Genomic DNA, 15879 nt, shown 5'->3' with positions numbered 1-15879 from the left:
GCTCATGATTCGAGCTCCAATCCGCCTGTTGCCACTGCTGCTGACGCTGTGCGCCGGCTCGGCGCTGGCCGAGATCTATACCTACATCGACAGCCAGGGTAATCGGGTCTTCACCGACCAACGCCACGCCGGAGCCAAAACGGTGCCCTTGCCGCCGGTCAATCGCCTGTCGCTGACACCGGCGGCGCCTCTGCCTGCACCCGCCGCACCGGAAAAGCCCAAGGTCCAGCCGATCTTTCATTACCAGATGCTGCGCATCCTGGTGCCGGACCCCGACGCGACCATCCGCAGCACCGAAGGCAACCTGATCGTCAGCGTCACCAGCGAGCCCGGCCTGATGCCCGGCCACACCTATCGCTTGCTGCTGGACGGCAAACCCACCGCTGCGCCCGGACCCAGCCCGGTGTTCGCCTTGAACAACATCGACCGCGGCAGCCACCAACTCGCGGTGGAGATCCTCGACGACTTGGGCCGGATCGCCGAACGCACGGCCAACCAGCCCTTCCATATGGTGCGCATCTCGCTGGCGCAGAAACGCCAGGCCAATCCCTGCCAGACCGCCGATTACGGCCAACGACCGGAATGCCCGCTGGCGGACAAGCCCGAGGAAGAAAGCAGCAGCATCTTGCCGTTTCTCTGAGCGCCAACCACCAAGGCACCACATTGGTGCACTAAACTGCACACCTACCCGAACCAAATCCCATTTTGGTTCGAAAGTACCCGCCGTGCCTGGCAGAACGCCACTCAATCGAGCCTGAAACGCCCATTTCAGGGGATTCGCGCTTCTTTTCGGAGCCTTGGTTTGTTTTTTGCATTTTCCTCGTATCGGCGCCTTGTTCGCGCGCGCAAATCGGGACCGGCCCCGTTTGCCATGCTCCAAAAGAGGTCCCCATGACCATCAGCGACGCCCTGCACAGACTGTTACTCGACAACCTGACCACCGCGACCATCCTGCTCAACGCCGAACTGCGTCTGGAGTACATGAACCCGGCGGCGGAAATGCTCCTGGCCATCAGCGGCCAGCGCAGCCATGGCCAGTTCATCAGCGAACTCTTCACCGAGTCGGTCGAGGCCTTGAATTCCCTGCGCCAGGCAGTGGAACAGGCGCACCCGTTCACCAAGCGTGAAGCCATGCTCACCGCGCTGACCGGCCAGACCCTGACCGTCGACTACGCCGTGACGCCGATTCTCAGCCAGGGCGAGACCTTGCTGCTGCTCGAGGTCCATCCCCGTGACCGCCTGCTGCGGATCACCAAGGAAGAGGCGCAGCTGTCCAAGCAGGAAACCACCAAGATGCTGGTGCGCGGCCTGGCCCACGAGATCAAGAACCCCCTGGGCGGGATTCGCGGTGCCGCGCAGTTGCTGGCCCGCGAGCTGCCGGAAGAAAGCCTGAAGGACTACACCAACGTCATCATCGAAGAGGCCGATCGCCTGCGTAACCTGGTGGACCGCATGCTTGGCTCGAACAAGCTGCCGTCCCTGGCGATGACCAACGTTCACGAAGTGCTGGAACACGTCAGCAGCCTGGTGGAAGCCGAGAGCCAAGGCTGCATCAATCTGGTGCGCGACTATGATCCCAGTATTCCCGACGTGCTGATCGACCGTGAACAGATGATCCAGGCCGTGCTCAATATCGTGCGCAACGCCATGCAGGCCATCAGCAGCCAGAACGAGCTGCGCCTGGGCCGCATCAGCCTGCGCACCCGGGCGATCCGCCAGTTCACCATCGGCCATGTGCGCCATCGCCTGGTGACCAAGATCGAGATCACCGACAACGGCCCGGGGATTCCCGCCGAGCTGCAGGAAACCATCTTCTATCCCATGGTCAGCGGCCGCCCGGACGGTACCGGGCTGGGCCTGGCCATTACCCAGAACATCATCAGCCAGCACCAGGGCCTGATCGAGTGTGAAAGCCACCCCGGCCACACCACGTTCTCGATCTTTCTGCCACTGGAACAAGGAGCCACATCGACATGAGCCGTAGTGAAACCGTGTGGATCGTCGATGACGACCGTTCTATCCGCTGGGTCCTGGAAAAAGCCCTGCAGCAGGAAGGCATGACCACCCAGAGCTTCGACAGTGCCGATGGCGTAATGAGCCGCCTGGTCCGTCAGCAGCCGGATGTGATCATCTCCGACATCCGCATGCCCGGCGCCAGTGGCCTGGACCTGCTGGCGCGCATTCGCGAGCAGCACCCGCGCCTGCCGGTGATCATCATGACCGCTCATTCCGACCTCGACAGCGCGGTGGCTTCCTATCAGGGCGGTGCGTTCGAATACCTGCCCAAGCCGTTTGACGTCGACGAAGCGGTGTCGCTGGTCAAGCGTGCCAACCAGCATGCCCAGGAACAGCAAGGCATGGCCGTGGCGCCGACCCTGACGCGGACCCCGGAAATCATCGGTGAAGCACCGGCGATGCAGGAAGTGTTTCGCGCCATCGGGCGCCTGAGCCACTCCAACATCACGGTCTTGATCAACGGCGAATCCGGCACCGGTAAAGAGCTGGTGGCCCACGCCCTGCACCGCCACAGTCCACGGGCGGCCCAACCGTTTATCGCCTTGAACATGGCGGCGATTCCCAAGGACCTGATGGAGTCCGAGCTGTTCGGCCACGAAAAAGGCGCCTTTACCGGTGCGGCCAACCTGCGTCGTGGGCGTTTCGAGCAGGCCGATGGCGGCACCCTGTTCCTCGACGAGATCGGCGACATGCCGGCCGACACCCAGACCCGTCTGCTGCGGGTGCTGGCGGACGGCGAGTTCTACCGGGTCGGCGGGCATACGCCGGTCAAGGTCGACGTGCGCATCATCGCCGCGACCCACCAGAACCTGGAAACCCTGGTGCACGCGGGCAAATTCCGCGAGGACTTGTTCCATCGCCTGAACGTGATCCGCATTCATATCCCGCGGATGTCGGACCGTCGCGAAGACATCCCGACCCTGGCCAAGCACTTCCTCGCCCGCGCCGCCCAGGAGTTGTCGGTGGAGCCGAAGCTGCTGAAGTCGGAAACCGAGGAGTACCTGAAGAACCTGCCGTGGCCAGGTAACGTCCGTCAGTTGGAGAACACCTGCCGCTGGATCACCGTGATGGCCTCCGGTCGCGAGGTGCATATCAGCGACCTGCCGCCGGAGCTGCTGAACCTGCCACAGGATTCGGCACCGGTGACCAACTGGGAGCAGGCGCTGCGCCAGTGGGCCGACCAGGCGCTGGCCCGGGGCCAATCCAGCCTGCTGGACAGTGCCGTGCCGAGTTTCGAGCGGATCATGATCGAGACCGCCCTCAAGCACACCGCCGGCCGCCGTCGCGACGCCGCCGTGTTGCTGGGCTGGGGCCGCAACACCTTGACGCGCAAGATCAAGGAGCTGGGCATGAAGGTCGATGGTGGTGATGAGGATGACAGCGACGAAAGCTGAGTCCGCCACCGGCTTCAAACCAAACCCTCTACAGCCAGGCTGTAGAGGGTTTTTTGCTTTTTTGTAGGAGCAAGCTTGCTCGCGATGAACGATAACGCGGCGCACCTGAAAGACCGCGCCGCCTGCATCGCGATGCAATCGAGCGTCGACCGGCTGCTCCTACAAAAGGCCTGCGTGCACCACGGCAATGCGTGTTGAGCCAACACCGAGCAGGCACTCAAAGCTCACAAGCGTCTGCGACGCTTTCTCACATCATCGCGAAAGGCCCCGTATTCAGGGGCTTTCAGCGCATCCGCAAAAAAATCAGGGGCAGTTATTGGCTTTTTTCAAAACCTGGCACGCGCCCTGCAATAGCCCTAGTACAACCCAGTTTTGGGGACCTTGATACAGGCAGGTCAAGGACTCCCCTTCTTTACACCGGGACTCACACCGCTCACAGCGACGAGTCCCAAAACGCTTTTGGGAACCCTGGTACAGGCAGGCCAGGAATTCCCTCTTTAACACCCGGGCTCTTACCGCTCACAGCGACGAGTCCAGATGCTTTCGGGGACCTTGATACAGGCAGGTCAAGACTCCCCTTCTTTACACCGGGACTCACACCGCTCACAGCGACGAGTCCCAAGACGCTTTTGGGAACCCTGGTACAGGCAGGCCAGGAATTCCCTCTTTAACACCCGGGCTCATACCGCTCACAGCGACGAGCCCAGATGCTTTCGGGGACCTTGATACAGGCAGGTCAAGACTCCCCTTCTTTACACCGGGACTCATACCGCTCACAGCGACGAGTCCCAAGACGCTTTTGGGAACCCTGATACAGGCAGGTCAGGAATTCCCTCTTTAACACCCGGACCCGCAGTGTCGAGTCCAACAACCGTTCTGGGAGCTCCGGTACAGGCAGGCCGGAAATTCCCTCTTTTATTCCTCCCGGAGATTGATCGCCAATCTCCAGCGCCCGTCCACCTTTGCACCGGCCCAATCGCCATGCAGCGGACGCGCCGCCAGCAACGTCAGCAACAATCCCTTGTCACTCAAGCGCACACGCCAGTTGGCGTCCTTGCCAGCCACCTGCAAGTGGCCGTTCTGCGCCTTGCCCTCGGCGTCGAACAGCAGCGCCACCGTGCCGTCGACCTGCTCGCCGTGCACCTTGGGCTCGGCACTGAACCACAGCACCACCCCTTCGGGCACCACTTCGACCTGTTGCAATTCCAGGGACTCGGGCGCAGTCAGGCGACCGATCATCATCCCGACCATCAGGCCGACAATCGCCAGCGATCCCACTACCCGCGGCAATAGCTTCGATCGAGGGTCCTCTTCAGGGGTAGAATGCTGCCCATCTTCATCTTCGGAGCCGTGCATGTTTCACGTCATCCTTTTTCAACCAGAAATTCCGCCGAATACCGGCAACATTATCAGGCTGTGCGCCAACAGCGGCTGCCACCTGCATTTGATCGAGCCCATCGGTTTTGAAATGGACGACAAGCGCTTGCGCCGCGCCGGCCTCGACTATCACGAGTACGCCACGCTCAAGACCCACGCCGACCTCGCCAGTTGCCTGGAAAGCCTCGGCCATCCGCGCCTGTTCGCCTTCACCACCAAGGGTTCGCGGGTGTTCCACGATGCACGCTTCGCCGAGGGCGACGCGTTTCTCTTCGGCCCGGAAAGCCGTGGCCTGCCGGCCGAGGTGCTTGACGCCCTGCCCGGCGAACAACGCCTGCGCCTGCCCATGCGCGAAGGCTGCCGCAGCCTGAACCTGTCCAACACCGTGGCAGTGGCAGTCTACGAAGGCTGGCGCCAGCTGGGCTTTGCCTGAATAAAAAAAGCGCCGAATAAGGCGCTTTTTTCTGTAGGAGCAGGCAATCCGCTTATTGAACGGTTTGCGCGCCGTCTTCCTGCAGACGCTGCAGCTCTTGCGCGTACAGGGCATCGAAGTTCACCGGGGCCAGCATCAGTGCCGGGAACGAGCCACGGGTGACCAGGCTGTCCAGGGTTTCACGGGCGTACGGGAACAGGATGTTCGGGCAGAATGCACCCAGGGTGTGGCTCATGGAAGCCGCATCGAGGTTCTTGATCAGGAAGATACCGGCCTGCTGCACTTCAGCGATGAAAGCCACTTCTTCACCGTTCTTGACGGTGACCGACAGGGTCAGCACCACCTCGTGGAAGTCACCTTCCAGGGCTTTTTGACGGGTATTGAGGTCCAGGCCAACGCTCGGCTCCCACTGCTGGCGGAAGATCGCCGGGCTTTTCGGGGCTTCGAAGGACAGGTCGCGCACGTAGATACGCTGCAAGGAGAATTGCGGTTGGCTATCTTCTTCAGTAGCAGCAGTGTTCTGTTGGTCAGTCATCGCAGCAGATCCTTCTTGATCTTCAGGTCTTTAAAGGGTTGGGGGAATCAAGCTTCTAGCAACGCATCCAGCTTACCGGCGCGCTCGAGGGCGAACAGGTCGTCGCAACCACCGATATGCCGGTCGCCGATCCAGATTTGCGGCACGGACGTGCGCCCGGCCTTCTGGGACATTTCGGCCCGTAGCTGCGGCTTGCCGTCGACCTTGATCTCGTCGAAAGCAATATTCTTGCTACCGAGCAACGACTTGGCGCGCATGCAGTAAGGGCAGTAATCGCTGGAATAAACGACGACCTGGCTCATATCACTTCACCAGCGGCAGATTGTCGGCTTTCCAGGTGGAAATACCACCGGACAGCTTGGCGGCGATAAAACCGGACTTCAGCAGTTCGCGGGCGTGAGTCCCGGAGTGCTGGCCCTGGGCGTCGACCAGAATCAGGGTCTTGGCCTTGTGCTTCTCCAGTTCACCGATGCGAGCCATCAGTTTGTCCTGGGGAATGTTCAGCGCGCCGACGATGTGACCGGCAGCAAAGTCCTTGCTCGGGCGCAGGTCGATGACCACGCCCTGGTCCTGGTTGACCAACGCGGTCAGCTGGCCAGTGCTGAGGCTGGCGCCGCCGCGGCTCATTTCATGGGCAATCAGCAAGGCCAGCAGGAGCACGAAGGCGCCGGCTAACAGGTAGTGGCTAGTGGCAAATGCAATCAGGTGATCGACCATCAGGAGGTTCCAGGGCGTTAAAATGTGGGCCAGTATACACAGCCGTCAAGGTCGGCCAAACCCCGCCCGGCGGTGACTGCATTTGAACTTGGCTTTAAACTGCGACTCTTTTTTCAATGACCTTTCAATCCAGCCGCGAGTGCCGTCCATGACTACCACGCCTAAACCTTTGGTCCTGATCATCCTGGATGGCTTCGGTCACAGTGAGAGTCATGACTACAACGCTGTTTATTCAGCGAAAAAGCCCGTGCTTGACCGTCTCGTCGCCAACCAGCCGAACGGCCTGATTTCCGGCTCCGGCATGGATGTCGGCCTGCCGGACGGGCAGATGGGCAACTCCGAAGTCGGCCACATGAACCTCGGCGCCGGCCGGGTGGTGTACCAGGACTTCACCCGCGTGACCAAATCGATCCGCGACGGCGAGTTCTTCGAGAACCCGACCATCTGCGCGGCGGTGGACAAAGCCGTGGGCGCGGGCAAGGCGGTGCATATCCTCGGCCTGCTCTCCGACGGTGGCGTGCACAGCCACCAGGACCACCTGGTGGCCATGGCCGAGCTGGCCTTCAAACGCGGCGCCGAGAAAATCTACCTGCATGCGTTCCTCGACGGCCGCGACACCCCGCCGAAAAGCGCCCAGTCGTCCATTGAACTGCTGGATGAAAGCTTCCGTACCCTGGGCAAAGGCCGTATTGCCAGCCTGGTCGGGCGTTATTTCGCCATGGACCGCGACAATCGCTGGGACCGCGTGGCCCAGGCCTACAACCTGATCGTCGACGGCCAGGCCGAGTTCCAGGCCGCCAACGCCCAGGAAGGCCTGCAGGCCGCCTACGAGCGCGGCGAGAGCGACGAATTCGTCAAGGCTACCCGTATCGGTGAGAAAGTCACCGTCGAAGACGGCGACGCCGTGGTGTTCATGAACTTCCGCGCCGACCGTGCCCGCGAACTGACCCGGGTGTTCGTCGAAGACGACTTCAAGGACTTCGAACGCGCTCGCCAGCCGAAAACCGCCGGTTTCATCATGCTGACCCAGTACGCCGCCAGCATTCACACGCCATCGGCCTTCGCCCCGGGCAGCCTGGAAAACGTCCTCGGCGACTACCTGGCGAAAAACGGCAAGACCCAGCTGCGGATCGCCGAAACCGAAAAATACGCCCACGTGACCTTTTTCTTCTCCGGCGGCCGTGAAGAACCCTTCCCGGGCGAAGAACGCATCCTGATCCCGTCGCCGAAAGTCGCCACCTACGACCTGCAACCGGAAATGAGCGCGCCCGAAGTCACCGACCGCATCGTCGATGCCATCGAAAACCAACGCTTTGACGTGATCGTGGTCAACTACGCCAACGGCGACATGGTCGGCCACAGCGGTGTGTTCGATGCGGCCGTTAAAGCAGTGGAATGCCTGGATTTGTGTGTAGGACGTATCGTCGATGCCCTGGACAAGGTCGGCGGCGAAGCGCTGATCACCGCTGACCACGGCAACGTTGAACAAATGGAAGACGAATCCACCGGTCAGGCCCACACCGCCCACACCACCGAGCCGGTGCCCTTCATCTATGTTGGCAAACGTCCCCTGAAGGTCCGTACGGGCGGCGTGCTGGCGGATGTCGCACCGACCATGCTCAAGCTTCTGGGCCTGAAACAGCCGAAAGAGATGACTGGTACGTCGATCCTGACTGACGTCTAAATGCCGCAAATCAGGTAGACCGCAGGCCTGCGGCCTACCTCTTTATCGGAAACGCCTGAAAGCAACCGCTTTTGGGCGTTTTTTTTGCAGCCCGCGGCGGGCATACTAGGGCGTCTCGTTCCCAGGTGTCGCCCGCCCCATGCTTCGCGCCCTTATCGCCCTAGCCTTGATCTGCCTGCTCCAACCGGCCTTTGCCGACGAGCGCGCGCAAACCCAGCAGCAGTTGGACGCCACGCGTCAGGATATCGCTGAGCTGAAAAAGCTCCTGGGCAAGCTGCAGGAAGAAAAATCCGGGGTGCAGAAAGAGCTGCGCGGTACCGAAACCGAGATGGGCAAACTGGAGAAGCAGGTCGACGAGCTGCAAAAAGAGCTGAAAAAGAGCGAAAGCGAATTGCAGCGGCTCGATGGAGAGAAAAAAAAACTCCAGAGCGCGCGCATTGAACAGCAGCGATTGATTGCCATCCAGGCCCGCGCCGCCTACCAGGGTGGCCGCCAGGAATACCTCAAGCTGCTGCTCAACCAGCAGAACCCGGAAAAATTCGCCCGCACCCTGACCTATTACGACTACCTGAGCCAGGCGCGCATGGCGCAGTTGAAGAATTTCAACGAAACCCTGCGCCAACTGGCCAATGTCGAGAACGACATCAATCTGCAGCAAGCCCAGTTGCTGGTGCAGAAAAGCAGCCTGGACAGCCAGCGCGACGAACTGGACAAGGTTCGCAAGGAACGCCAGGCGAACCTGGCCAAGCTCAATGACGACGTGAAAGCCCGCGACCAGAAACTCGCCAGCCGCGAGCAGGACCAGGCCGATCTGTCGAAAGTCCTCAAGACCATCGAAGAAACCCTGGCGCGCCAGGCCCGTGAGGCGGAGGAAGCGCGTCAGAAAGCGCTGCTCGCCCAGCAGGAAGCCGAAAAAAAGCGCCAGCGTGAGGCTGCGGTCGCCAGCGACGACAGCCCTCGCGCACCGCGTAAAACCACGCCTGGAGCCCTGGTATCGAGTTCGGGAGAATCCTTCGGCGGCCCTTTTGCTTCAGCGCGCGGCAAACTTCCATGGCCAGTTGATGGTCGATTGCTTGCGCGCTTTGGTGAAACCCGTGGCGATGACGCCCGAACCAAATGGGACGGGGTAATGATCAGCGCCCCCGCCGGCAGCCAGGTGCACGCCGTGCACGGTGGCCGCGTGGTGTTCGCCGATTGGTTGCGGGGCGCCGGTTTGCTGGTCATTCTGGACCACGGCAACGGCTACCTGAGCCTCTACGGGCACAACCAGACGTTGCTCAAGTCCGCAGGCGATGTGGTAAAAGCCGGTGAGTCGATCTCTACTGTAGGCAACAGTGGTGGTCAGGAAGCACCGGCGTTGTATTTCGCTATACGTCAGCAGGGTCACCCGAGTGATCCGGCCCAATGGTGCCGCGCCCAAGGATAGGCCCGCATCTTAATCAGGAGTTCGTTCGACATGTTGCATTTGTCCCGCCTCACCTCGCTGGCCCTGACGATCGCCCTGGTGATCGGTGCGCCCCACGCGTTCGCTGCGCAACCTGCCCAGCCCGCTCCGGCTGCCGCTCCGGCCGTCACCGCCAAGGCCCCGCTGCCGCTCGACGAGCTGCGCACCTTTGCCGAGGTCATGGACCGGATCAAGGCCGCCTATGTCGAACCCGTGGACGACAAGACCCTGCTGGAGAATGCCATCAAGGGCATGCTCAGCAACCTTGACCCGCATTCCGCCTACCTCGGGCCGGACGACTTCGCCCAGTTGCAGGAAGACACCAGCGGCGAATTCGGCGGCCTGGGCATCGAGGTCGGTGCCGGCGAAGAAGGCACCCTCAAGGTCGTCTCGCCGATCGACGACACCCCGGCGTCCAAGGCGGGCGTGCAGGCCGGTGACCTGATCGTCAAGATCAACGGCCAGCCGACCCGTGGCCAGACCATGACCGAATCCGTCGACAAGATGCGCGGCAAGGCCGGCCAGAAAATCACCCTGACCCTGGTGCGCAATGGCGGCGTGCCGTTTGACGTGACCCTGACCCGGGCGATCATCCGCACCAAGAGCGTGCGCAGCCAGTTGCTGGAAAACGGCTACGGCTATATCCGCATCACCCAGTTCCAGGTCAAGACCGGCGAAGAGGTCTCCAAGGCCCTGGCGTCCCTGCACAAGGATAACGGCAAGAAGCTCAACGGCATCGTGCTCGATCTGCGCAACAACCCTGGTGGCGTGCTGCAAGCCGCCGTGGAAGTGGTCGACCACTTCATCACCAAGGGCCTGATCGTCTACACCAAGGGCCGCATCGCCAACTCCGAACTGCGCTTCTCGGCCACCGGCCACGACGAAAGCGAAGCGGTGCCGATGGTGGTGCTGATCAACGGCGGCAGCGCCTCGGCCTCGGAAATCGTCGCCGGCGCCCTGCAGGACCAGAAACGCGCCGTGCTGATGGGCACCACCAGCTTCGGCAAGGGCTCGGTCCAGACCGTATTGCCGCTGAGCAACGACCGCGCGCTGAAGATCACCACCGCGCTGTACTTCACCCCCAACGGTCGTTCGATCCAGGCCCAGGGCATTATCCCGGACGTCGAAGTCCGTCAGGCCAAGGTCACCGGCGCCCAGGACGACGACACCTTCAAGGAAGCCGACCTGCAGGGTCACCTGGGCAACGGCAACGGCGGCGCGGACAAGCCGAGCGTCAAGGCGGCCAAGGCCAAGCCGCGCCTGCAGGATGACGACTACCAGTTGGGCCAGGCCCTGAGCCTGCTCAAAGGCCTGAGCGTCACACGCGGGAACTGAGATGGGCCGCTGGCTGCTGCTGCTGATCGGCTGTTGGATCGGCGTTGCCCAGGCAACGCCGGTCGACGCGCCGGCTCCGGCCAAGGCCTACTTCACTCTGATTATCGATGACCTGGGGCAGAACCTGCCCCGGGATCGTCGTGTGCTGGCCCTCCCCGGGCCGGTCACGCCGTCGATCATGCCGGACACCCTCCACGCCGCCGAACTCGCTCGCGAGGCCCATGCGGCCGGCAAGATCGTCATGCTGCACATGCCCATGGACCCGGCCACCGGACCATTCGCCTGGCACCCCGACCTGCCCCTCGATGAACTGCAAGCGCGCCTCGCGGCAGCCTTCAAGGCCGTGCCCCTGACCAGCGGCATCAACAACCATGAAGGCAGCCGCATGACCGCCGAACCGGTGGCCATGGCCTGGCTGATGGGTGAATTGCAGCGGCGCAACAAGTTCTTCGTCGACAGCCGCACCAGCGCCAAGACCGTCGCCGCGGCCGAAGCACAGAAGATCGGCCTGCCCAGCGTGTCGCGGGATGTCTTCCTCGACAATGAACGCACGGAAGCGGCCATCACCGCGCAACTGGAAGAAGCGATCAGGCTGGCGCGCAAGCACGGCTCGGTGGTGGTGATCGGCCACCCCTACCCGCAGACCCTGGCGGTCCTCGAACGCGAGCTGCCCAAACTCAAGGATGAGGGTATCGACTGGATCGATATCAAGTCGATGATTGCCCTACGCGGCAATCAGGCGGGCGAAGCCCACGGCAAGCAGGGCGTTTATCACTGATTGGGCCTCTTAGAGGTAACGGCCAAAGGCCTGATCCACCGCACCTTCACGACGCAGCTGATCGAGTGCCGACTGCAACTTGGCGACAACAGCATCGGGCACTTCTTTGTTGAGGCCCAGGTAAAGGGAAGCCCGGTTGAAACGCAGCACCGTCTTCAGCCCGGAAACACCCACCTGCTTGGCCAGGTAGCGTCCGGCGGGATCGCCCGAGGCCCACAGGTCGATCTGACCGTCGACCAGCTTCTTTGCGTTGTCCTGATCACGCAGGGCGATCACCGGGTTGAACCCGTGTTGCGCGAGGTATTGGGCGATGGCGTCGCCCTTGTAGGCGCCGATCCGGTAGCGATGGGCCTGCTCCATACCCGACAAGGCGATAGGGCTGTCAGCCTTGCCCAGCAGTACCCAATCATCAGGGCCGATCGGCCCGACCCACTTGAACAGCTTCTCGCGCTCCGGCAGCCGGGCCATGACGAACACCCCGTAGCCGGGATTTTCCAGGGCGAGTTTGTAGATACGCTCCCAGGGGAAACGCAGGGTCAGGCTGTAGGAAATACCGGCACGCTTGAAGGTTTCGCGCACGATATCGGCGGCGATGCCCTCGATGTTCTCGTCACGGGCGAAGTTCTTGCCGTTTTTCGCCATGTTGTAGGGCGGGAAGTTTTCCGTCAGCAGGACAATGCCGTCATCGGCTGCGTCCGCCGCACCCGCCGTGCCCGACAACAGTCCGATCAGGCAAAACAGCGCAAGGAAAAAGCGTTTAGACATAGTAGGCAACCGGAATCCATGGCGGCCTCAAGAGTGACTTGAGGCCGCCATGCTGTCCAGTGGACTGTTGCCCTCAGCGCACCACGATACCGCGCGCGGCCATATAGGCCTTGGCTTCCGGCACCGTGTATTCGCCGAAGTGGAAGATGCTCGCCGCCAGCACCGCGCTGGCGTGGCCTTCAAGAATCCCGTCGGCCAGGTGCTGCAGGTTGCCGACACCCCCCGAGGCAATCACCGGAATGCCCAGGGCGTCGCTGATGGCCCGGGTCACGCCGAGGTCAAAGCCGCTTTTCATGCCGTCCTGGTCCATGCTGGTCAGCAGGATCTCACCGGCACCGAGGCCTTCCATCTTTTTCGCCCATTCCACCGCGTCGAGCCCGGTGGGCTTGCGCCCGCCGTGGGTGAAGATCTCCCAGCGCGGGGTTTCGCCCGGCAGCGAAACCTTCTTCGCATCAATGGCAACGACGATGCACTGCGAACCGAAATGCTGCGCCGCTTCACCGACGAACTCGGGGTTGAATACCGCCGCCGTGTTGATCGAAACCTTGTCGGCACCGGCATTGAGCAGGTTGCGGATGTCCTGCACGGTGCGCACACCGCCGCCGACCGTCAGCGGGATAAACACCTGGCTGGCCATGCGCTCGACGGTATGCAGCGTGGTGTCACGGCCGTCGACGCTGGCGGTGATGTCGAGAAAGGTGATCTCGTCCGCACCCTGCTCGTCGTAGCGCCGGGCGATTTCCACCGGATCACCGGCATCGCGGATGTTCTCGAACTTGACGCCCTTGACCACGCGACCGTTGTCGACGTCCAGGCAAGGGATGATGCGCTTGGCTAACGCCATAAGTTTTATCTCCGATAAAAAGCGGCAAGCTACAAGCGGCAAGTAAGAGCGGATCGCGGTTGCGCTTCTAACTTGCAGCTTGCAGCTTATGGCTTGAAGCTGGCCGCATAGCCATCACACAACGCTTGGGCCTCTGCCACATCCAGCGTGCCTTCATAGATCGCCCGGCCGGTAATCGCGCCGATGATGCCAGGTGCCTTGGCGTCCAGCAGGGACTTGATATCGCCCAGATTGTGGATACCGCCGGAAGCGATGACCGGAATCCGCGTCGCTGCGGCCAGGGCAGCGGTGAAGGGTACGTTACAGCCCTGCATCATGCCGTCTTTGGCTATATCGGTGTAGACGATGGCGCTGACGCCGTCGGCTTCGAACTGCTTGGCCAGGTCGATCACCTGCACGGTGCTGATTTCAGCCCAACCGTCGGTGGCGACAAAACCGTCCTTGGCGTCCAGGCCGACGATAACCTTGCCCGGGAACGCGCGGCAGGCTTCAGCAACGAACGCCGGGTCTTTCACCGCCTTGGTGCCGATGATCACGTAGCTCACGCCGGCCTTGACGTAGTGCTCGATGGTTTCCAGGGAACGGATGCCGCCGCCAATCTGGATCGGCAGGTGCGGGTAACGCTTGGCGATGGCGGTGACCACTTCGCCGTTGACCGGCTGGCCTTCGAAGGCGCCGTTCAGGTCGACCAGATGCAGACGACGGCAGCCGCCCTCCACCCACTTGGCAGCCATGCTCACCGGGTCATCGGAGAACACCGTGGAATCTTCCATACGGCCTTGGCGCAGACGGACGCAGGCACCGTCCTTGAGATCGATAGCGGGGATAATGAGCATGCTTTTTCCTTCGTCAAAAGAGCTGCAAGCTGCAAGCCATAAGCTGCAAGCAGGCACGCGTACTAATTCTTGCAGCTTGAAGCTTGCGGCTTTCAGCTGCTCTTTTCGAGCGCCCACAGGTCGCTTTCGATGCTTTCGAACCTTTCTTTAAGGTGCGTCTGCACATCGAAAATCGCCCTGTTGTAATAGTGCGGAGCAATTTCACGGGTAAACAGCTCGAGAATTTCAGCCGCTTCGAACGAACCGAGGTTCAATTCGAAGCGCTCTTCCATGAAGCGCTTGATCTTGTGATTAGCCTCACTCTCCTGTTCGGGAGTGAGGGTCAGGATCGGCGGCTTGATCTTCTTGCCGGCCATTTACCAGCGACCATCCCAGGCGGCGAAGTTCTGCAGCAATTGCAGGCCGTGGGTATGGCTTTTCTCCGGGTGGAACTGCACGGCGAAACGCGAGCCCTCGGCCAGCGCCGCGGCGAAGTCGACGCCGTAGTGCCCACTGCCCACCACCTGCCGCGGGTTACCGGCGGCAATGTAGTAGCTGTGCACGAAGTAGAAACGCGCCAGGTCCGGAATGTTGTGCCAGAGGGGGTGATCCACCGCCTGTTTCACTTCGTTCCAGCCCATGTGCGGGACTTTCAGGTGCTCGCCATCCTCATGCTGGTCCTTGGCGAAGAGCTTCACCTGACCGGGGAACAGGCCGATGCAGTCGACGCCGGCGTTCTCTTCGCTATGGTCGAGCAACGCCTGCATGCCGACGCAGATGCCCAGGAAAGGACGATCCTGGCTGACTTCACGCACCAGCGAGTCGAAGCCCAGGCGGCGGATCTCGGCCATGCAGTCGCGAATCGCGCCGACGCCGGGGAATACCACCCGGTCGGCTTCGCGAATCACATTGGCATCGCTGGTGATCAGCACCTTGCCGGCCCCTACGTGCTCGAGGGCCTTGGCCACCGAGTGCAGGTTACCCATGCCGTAATCGATAACCGCGACCGTCTGCATTACAAGACGCCCTTGGTCGATGGCATTTGCCCGGCCATGCGGTCGTCGAGTTCGACGGCCATGCGCAGCGCGCGACCAAAAGCCTTGAACACGGTTTCGATCTGGTGGTGGGTGTTGGTGCCACGCAGATTGTCGATATGCAGGCTGACCAGCGCGTGGTTGACGAAGCCCTGGAAGAATTCCTGGAACAGGTCGACATCGAAGCCGCCAACGGTGGCACGGGTATAAGGCACGTGCATCTGCAGGCCGGGACGGCCGGAGAAGTCGATGACCACCCGTGACAGCGCTTCATCCAGCGGGACATAGGCGTGGCCGTAGCGACGGATGCCTTTTTTGTCGCCGATGGCTTTGGCGAAGGCCTGACCCAGGGTGATACCGACGTCTTCCACCGTGTGGTGGTCGTCGATCTCCAGGTCGCCCTTGCACTCGATATCCAGGTCGATCAGCCCGTGACGGGCGATCTGGTCGAGCATGTGTTCAAGAAAAGGGACACCGATATCGAATCGGGCCTTTCCGGTGCCATCCAGGTTGATCGAGGCTTTGATCTGGGTTTCCAGAGTGTCGCGCTCGACGGACGCCTTACGTTCGGCCATCACCAGCTCCGCAAAATCATTGGGCGAAAAAGGCAACCATTATAGGGGCGCGGACGGCAAACAGAAACACACAAGGTGAACTCCCGGACGGGCTGAACCCAGGCGGGTCGGGGATGTACCTGTCAGGACAAGT

Annotated in this window: 19 protein-coding genes; 9 read left to right on the top strand and 10 right to left on the bottom strand. The window is 61.7% G+C overall.

What is annotated here, in order from left to right:
* Positions 1 to 4 precede the first annotated feature (4 nt).
* From HX866_RS28220 to HX866_RS34505, 4 genes are all read left to right on the top strand, one after another.
* Positions 5 to 640, top strand: coding sequence for a DUF4124 domain-containing protein (locus HX866_RS28220; protein ID WP_177140890.1), 636 nt, complete (start codon positions 5 to 7; stop codon positions 638 to 640).
* 251 nt (positions 641 to 891) lie between these two features.
* Complete coding sequence (gene glnL / locus HX866_RS28215; RefSeq protein WP_177090852.1) at positions 892 to 1977, top strand: nitrogen regulation protein NR(II); 1086 nt, start codon at positions 892 to 894, stop codon at positions 1975 to 1977.
* Complete coding sequence (gene ntrC, locus HX866_RS28210) at positions 1974 to 3410, top strand: nitrogen regulation protein NR(I) (protein ID WP_177090854.1); 1437 nt, start codon at positions 1974 to 1976, stop codon at positions 3408 to 3410. The genes glnL and ntrC overlap by 4 nt, the downstream gene beginning before the upstream one ends.
* 75 nt (positions 3411 to 3485) lie before the next feature.
* The gene (locus tag HX866_RS34505) at positions 3486 to 3608 is read left to right on the top strand and encodes a hypothetical protein (protein ID WP_256345029.1); all 123 of its coding nucleotides are present in this window, start codon (positions 3486 to 3488) and stop codon (positions 3606 to 3608) included.
* Between the two features lie 717 nt (positions 3609 to 4325).
* On the opposite strand, the gene HX866_RS28205 is transcribed toward HX866_RS34505, so the two are convergent.
* Positions 4326 to 4766, bottom strand: coding sequence for a hypothetical protein (locus tag HX866_RS28205; RefSeq protein WP_177140889.1), 441 nt, complete (start codon positions 4764 to 4766; stop codon positions 4326 to 4328).
* On the opposite strand from HX866_RS28205, the gene HX866_RS28200 reads away from it, so the two are divergent.
* Positions 4765 to 5220 carry a tRNA (cytidine(34)-2'-O)-methyltransferase gene (locus HX866_RS28200; RefSeq protein WP_121136020.1) on the top strand — a complete coding sequence of 152 codons (456 nt, stop codon included), beginning with the start codon at positions 4765 to 4767 and terminating at the stop codon, positions 5218 to 5220. The genes HX866_RS28205 and HX866_RS28200 overlap by 2 nt on opposite strands.
* A gap of 52 nt (positions 5221 to 5272) precedes the next feature.
* Here the strand turns inward: HX866_RS28200 and secB are convergent, their stop codons facing one another.
* Genes secB through HX866_RS28185 form a run of 3 tightly spaced genes read right to left on the bottom strand, consistent with a single transcriptional unit; the run spans position 5273 to position 6472 of the window.
* The gene (gene secB, locus HX866_RS28195; protein WP_103496807.1) at positions 5273 to 5755 is read right to left on the bottom strand and encodes a protein-export chaperone SecB; all 483 of its coding nucleotides are present in this window, start codon (positions 5753 to 5755) and stop codon (positions 5273 to 5275) included.
* Positions 5756 to 5802: 47 nt separating this feature from the next.
* Positions 5803 to 6057: a glutaredoxin 3 gene (gene grxC, locus HX866_RS28190; protein ID WP_177090857.1), complete on the bottom strand. Its 255-nt coding sequence runs from the start codon at positions 6055 to 6057 to the stop codon at positions 5803 to 5805.
* A gap of 1 nt (position 6058) precedes the next feature.
* Positions 6059 to 6472 carry a rhodanese-like domain-containing protein gene (locus HX866_RS28185; RefSeq protein ID WP_177090859.1) on the bottom strand — a complete coding sequence of 138 codons (414 nt, stop codon included), beginning with the start codon at positions 6470 to 6472 and terminating at the stop codon, positions 6059 to 6061.
* 148 nt (positions 6473 to 6620) lie between these two features.
* Between HX866_RS28185 and gpmI the strand changes: the two genes are divergently transcribed.
* The 4 genes from gpmI to HX866_RS28165 all read left to right on the top strand — a co-directional run bounded on the left by gpmI (position 6621) and on the right by HX866_RS28165 (position 11713).
* The gene (gpmI, locus tag HX866_RS28180; protein WP_177090861.1) at positions 6621 to 8156 is read left to right on the top strand and encodes a 2,3-bisphosphoglycerate-independent phosphoglycerate mutase; all 1536 of its coding nucleotides are present in this window, start codon (positions 6621 to 6623) and stop codon (positions 8154 to 8156) included.
* 139 nt (positions 8157 to 8295) lie between these two features.
* Complete coding sequence (locus HX866_RS28175; RefSeq protein WP_177090863.1) at positions 8296 to 9582, top strand: murein hydrolase activator EnvC family protein; 1287 nt, start codon at positions 8296 to 8298, stop codon at positions 9580 to 9582.
* 30 nt (positions 9583 to 9612) lie between these two features.
* Entirely contained in the window at positions 9613 to 10935 is a 1323-nt protein-coding gene (locus tag HX866_RS28170) for a S41 family peptidase (protein ID WP_177090865.1), read from the top strand.
* A 1-nt stretch (position 10936) separates the two neighbouring features.
* Positions 10937 to 11713: a divergent polysaccharide deacetylase family protein gene (locus HX866_RS28165; RefSeq protein ID WP_177140888.1), complete on the top strand. Its 777-nt coding sequence runs from the start codon at positions 10937 to 10939 to the stop codon at positions 11711 to 11713.
* A gap of 9 nt (positions 11714 to 11722) precedes the next feature.
* Here HX866_RS28165 and HX866_RS28160 read toward each other — a convergent pair whose 3' ends face one another.
* From HX866_RS28160 to hisB, 6 genes are all read right to left on the bottom strand, one after another.
* On the bottom strand, positions 11723 to 12478 hold the full coding sequence (locus HX866_RS28160; protein WP_177125348.1) for a substrate-binding periplasmic protein: 756 nt from the start codon (positions 12476 to 12478) through the stop codon (positions 11723 to 11725).
* A gap of 73 nt (positions 12479 to 12551) precedes the next feature.
* A complete protein-coding gene (gene hisF / locus HX866_RS28155; protein ID WP_027617357.1) occupies positions 12552 to 13322 on the bottom strand; it encodes an imidazole glycerol phosphate synthase subunit HisF in 771 nt (256 codons plus the stop codon).
* An 86-nt stretch (positions 13323 to 13408) separates the two neighbouring features.
* Positions 13409 to 14158, bottom strand: coding sequence for a 1-(5-phosphoribosyl)-5-[(5-phosphoribosylamino)methylideneamino]imidazole-4-carboxamide isomerase (gene hisA, locus HX866_RS28150; protein WP_177090871.1), 750 nt, complete (start codon positions 14156 to 14158; stop codon positions 13409 to 13411).
* 92 nt (positions 14159 to 14250) lie between these two features.
* On the bottom strand, positions 14251 to 14514 hold the full coding sequence (locus HX866_RS28145) for a DUF2164 domain-containing protein (RefSeq protein WP_177090873.1): 264 nt from the start codon (positions 14512 to 14514) through the stop codon (positions 14251 to 14253).
* Positions 14515 to 15153 carry an imidazole glycerol phosphate synthase subunit HisH gene (gene hisH, locus HX866_RS28140; RefSeq protein WP_177103051.1) on the bottom strand — a complete coding sequence of 213 codons (639 nt, stop codon included), beginning with the start codon at positions 15151 to 15153 and terminating at the stop codon, positions 14515 to 14517.
* Positions 15153 to 15746, bottom strand: coding sequence for an imidazoleglycerol-phosphate dehydratase HisB (gene hisB / locus HX866_RS28135; RefSeq protein ID WP_177090877.1), 594 nt, complete (start codon positions 15744 to 15746; stop codon positions 15153 to 15155). The genes hisH and hisB overlap by 1 nt, the downstream gene beginning before the upstream one ends.
* Between the last annotated feature and the right edge of the window lie 133 nt (positions 15747 to 15879).

It is taken from the genome of Pseudomonas gingeri, from assembly GCF_013386165.1.
GTDB lineage: Bacteria > Pseudomonadota > Gammaproteobacteria > Pseudomonadales > Pseudomonadaceae > Aquipseudomonas > Aquipseudomonas gingeri_C.
The sequence above is the reverse complement of the archived record's forward strand: the minus strand, read 5'-3'. Positions and strand labels throughout refer to the sequence as shown.